Annotated in this window: 2 protein-coding genes; both read right to left on the bottom strand. The window is 47.3% G+C overall.

The window, feature by feature from the left end; all coding sequences use genetic code 11:
• Positions 1–57: 57 nt before the first annotated feature.
• On the bottom strand, positions 58–681 hold the full coding sequence (locus MJ257_RS24415) for a YczE/YyaS/YitT family protein (protein WP_240271769.1): 624 nt from the start codon (positions 679–681) through the stop codon (positions 58–60).
• 86 nt (positions 682–767) lie between these two features.
• Positions 768–2,984 carry an MMPL family transporter gene (locus MJ257_RS24410; RefSeq protein WP_240271768.1) on the bottom strand — a complete coding sequence of 739 codons (2,217 nt, stop codon included), beginning with the start codon at positions 2,982–2,984 and terminating at the stop codon, positions 768–770.
• Positions 2,985–3,187: the final 203 nt, after the last annotated feature.

Here is a 3,187-nt window from a genome sequence, read left to right as displayed (position 1 = left end):
CACAAAACACCCGCCAGACTTTACAGTCGGCGGGTGCTTTAGCAGAAAATATCCCGTCTAAGCCAAAAGCTTCTTCGTAAATTTCACGTCAAAAAAATGGATGATGGGGCCTAGACCTAATGCGGAAACGAGAGTTCCCAAACCGATCACGCCTCCTGCCAGGAAGCAGATCAATGCACAAAGTGCATCCGTAAACATACGATGCCAAAAATAAGAGATTTTCGGGAAGCGGTTTTTCATAATCAAGGACAGACTGTCATAGGGAGCTATTCCCACATTCGATGTCTGATACAGGGATACCCCAAAACTGCATACGACCACACCAATCGCCACTACGACCACCCGCTGCCACAAAAGCTGAGGTTCGCCGAACAGTTGTAGCCAGGTACTGTGAAAGAAAGTGACGAGGTAGCCAAGAAGAATTGCATTTACGAAGGTCCCCGCTCCGATAAATTTTCGACCCATGATCCATTCGATTATAAACAATATCAGGTTAAGTAGGATTAGAAAATGGGCATATGCGATACCGATAGACTCCGCTAGTGCCATCACCATGCCGCTGAAGGGATCGTTGCCCATGCCGGACAGCTTAAAGATACTAATCCCCATCCCCAAAAATACATTGCCGAAAACCATTATCATCAGTCTCTTTGAATCCAATTGATGAAAATATCTCTTCATAGGGTCCGTCCTAATCTTTTAATAGATGCTCCTGCTGCCCACAATCAACGACGCCATTGTAACATAATTTCTATCGCTTGACTGTGTTAGGATTCATTCACCTGGACTTGCCCGGCATAGGACTTTGGCTCTTTACCCTTTTCGGAATACTCTTTCATGATCGACTCGCCTTCGATATCGAAATTAGGGAGTATTTTGTCCAACCATTTAGGGAAGTACCAAGCGGATTTGCCCAGTAGGGTCATCACGGCGGGCACGATCGCCAATCTCACGATAAACGCATCCAACAAAACGCCGACTGACAAAGCCAGCCCCATTTGCTTGATCGTCGGATCATGGGAGAAGATAAAGCCTGAAAATACCGAAATCATGATTAAGCCGGCCGCCGTTACGACAGCTCCGTTTTCCTTCAAGCCTGCATGAATCGCTTTCTTCGCGTCGCCGGTATGCGCAAATTCTTCGCGCATTCTGCTCACGAGGAAGACTTCGTAATCCATGGATAAACCAAACAGGATTCCGATGCATAGTACCGGCAAGAGGAACAAGATCGCGCTCTCCCCGGGGAAACCGAACAGGTCAAGGAGATTGCCGTCCTGCACGATGAATACTGTAAATCCCAAAGTCGCGCCAATGGAAAGGACAAAACCAAGAACCGCTTTTAATGGTACAAGCAAGGATCTAAAAACGATCATCATTAATACAAAAGCAAAAGCAACAATGAGTATGGCAAACGTCGGCAAAGCGCTCATGATTTGTTCGGTGATATCTATATTGATTGCCGTAGCCCCCGTAACCAGCAACTCCATGCTTCCCTTATCGGAAAGATCCCTGATCTCTTTAACGAGATCTTTGGTTTCCGGAGCGTTTGGCCCATCCTCCGGCGTCACACTCATTAAGAACATATCGCCGCTCTGGTTAGGCATGGCAGGCGTGGCGCTTTTTACGTGATCCAATCCATTGATTTTTTCCGAAAGGGCTTTTAACTTGTCCGGAGCGGCAGCCTCCTGATTAGCAGGATCGGCAATCACGACTAAGGTGGAATGGAATCCGGCCCCATACGCTTCCGACAACAAATCGTACCCTTGTCTCTCTGCCGTTTCATACTGCTTATTCCCGTCGTCAGGGAGTCCGAGATTCAAATGGAAGAACGGGATGGTCATGACGACTAATACAGCAATACCGACGAATGCGACGATAAATGGATTTTTCGTCACAAATCTGCTCCATGCATTGGTAGGCGTTTCTTTTTTCTTGTTGGCACGCGTCAACATCAAGATCAATCGATTGCTTTTTTCCGGTTGAATTCGATGCCCCATAATTCCCAAGATCGCCGGCACCACCGTAATGGCTACAATAATCGAAAGCAACACGACGACAGCCGTCGCGATCCCCATCGTGGTCATGAACGGGATATCCACAACGATCAGACCTAACAGCGCTATAATTACAGTGATTCCAGCAAATACGACCGCATTGCCGGCCGTACCATTGGCGATGGCGATCGACTCTTGAACGGAATATCCTTTTTTCAGTTGTTGTTTGAATCTGGAGAAAATAAACAAGGAATAGTCAATCCCCACGGCGATCCCCAGCATTCCCGCCAAAGTTAGGGATATCGATGAAATATCGAAGTAGTTTGTCCCCAGCAGGATGCACAATACGCCGGTACCAACGCCGATTAGTGCTATGAGTATGGGCATGCCCGCCACAAGCAAGGAGGCAAAAGTAAACGCCAAGATAATATAAGCTATGGCTACCCCTAAAGCTTCGCCAGGTCCTCCGCCCGCTTTGGTTTGTTCGAATTTTACCGTCCCGCCTAAACCTGTCTCAATTCCTTGATCCCGCGTCAACTTCAAGTTGTCTTCCACCCTGTTTTTGGACGCTTGAGACACCTGATCCGCGGAAGAAGTATAAGTAACGACAGCATACCCGATTTGTTTATCCGGGTTGATATTCCCAAGCTCATACGGCGTTGCGACGGAAATGACTGCCTGATCTTCCTGAATCTTTGCAAGCAGGTCGCTAATCGCCGCTTTATTTTTTGCCGAATCCAAAGTTTCATATGCGGGAGCTTTAAAGACAATGTTAACTTGCCCTTTTTGTTCGCCGCCCGTAAATTGTTCCTGCAACATGGTCATGGCCTTTTCCGATTCGGTACCCGGTATGGATACATCCTCTTTAAACGCGGTACCCATACTCAGGATCAATGCGCCCAAAAGACCCATGAGCAAAATGAATGCTAAAATCACCTTTTTACTATTTGAACCCGTCCAAATTCCAAGCTTAAATAACCACTTAGACACAATGCCCTCTCCTCTCGTTCTATCCGAATAATGCTGTCGATCCTCAGTTCGAAAACTGTAACACCTTCCTGACTTTCAAACTTCTAACATGACCCTATCTTACTGTTGATCAGAATAGGCCGCATCGTCCTAAAGGGCTCCGGTTCCTTGCCCTTTCGGGAGCCTCTACGCATTGCCCCTTCGGGTAATCACCCGCTTGAGCA

Origin of the sequence: Paenibacillus timonensis, assembly GCF_022427145.1 — a bacterium.
Lineage (GTDB): Bacteria > Bacillota > Bacilli > Paenibacillales > Paenibacillaceae > Fontibacillus > Fontibacillus timonensis.
This window is presented reverse-complemented; position numbering and strand designations above follow the sequence as displayed.

Coding starts and splice junctions, on each gene's coding strand:
- MJ257_RS24415 (WP_240271769.1), bottom strand. CDS start 681: ATGAAGAGATATTTTCATCAATTGGATTCAAAGAGACTGATGATAATG.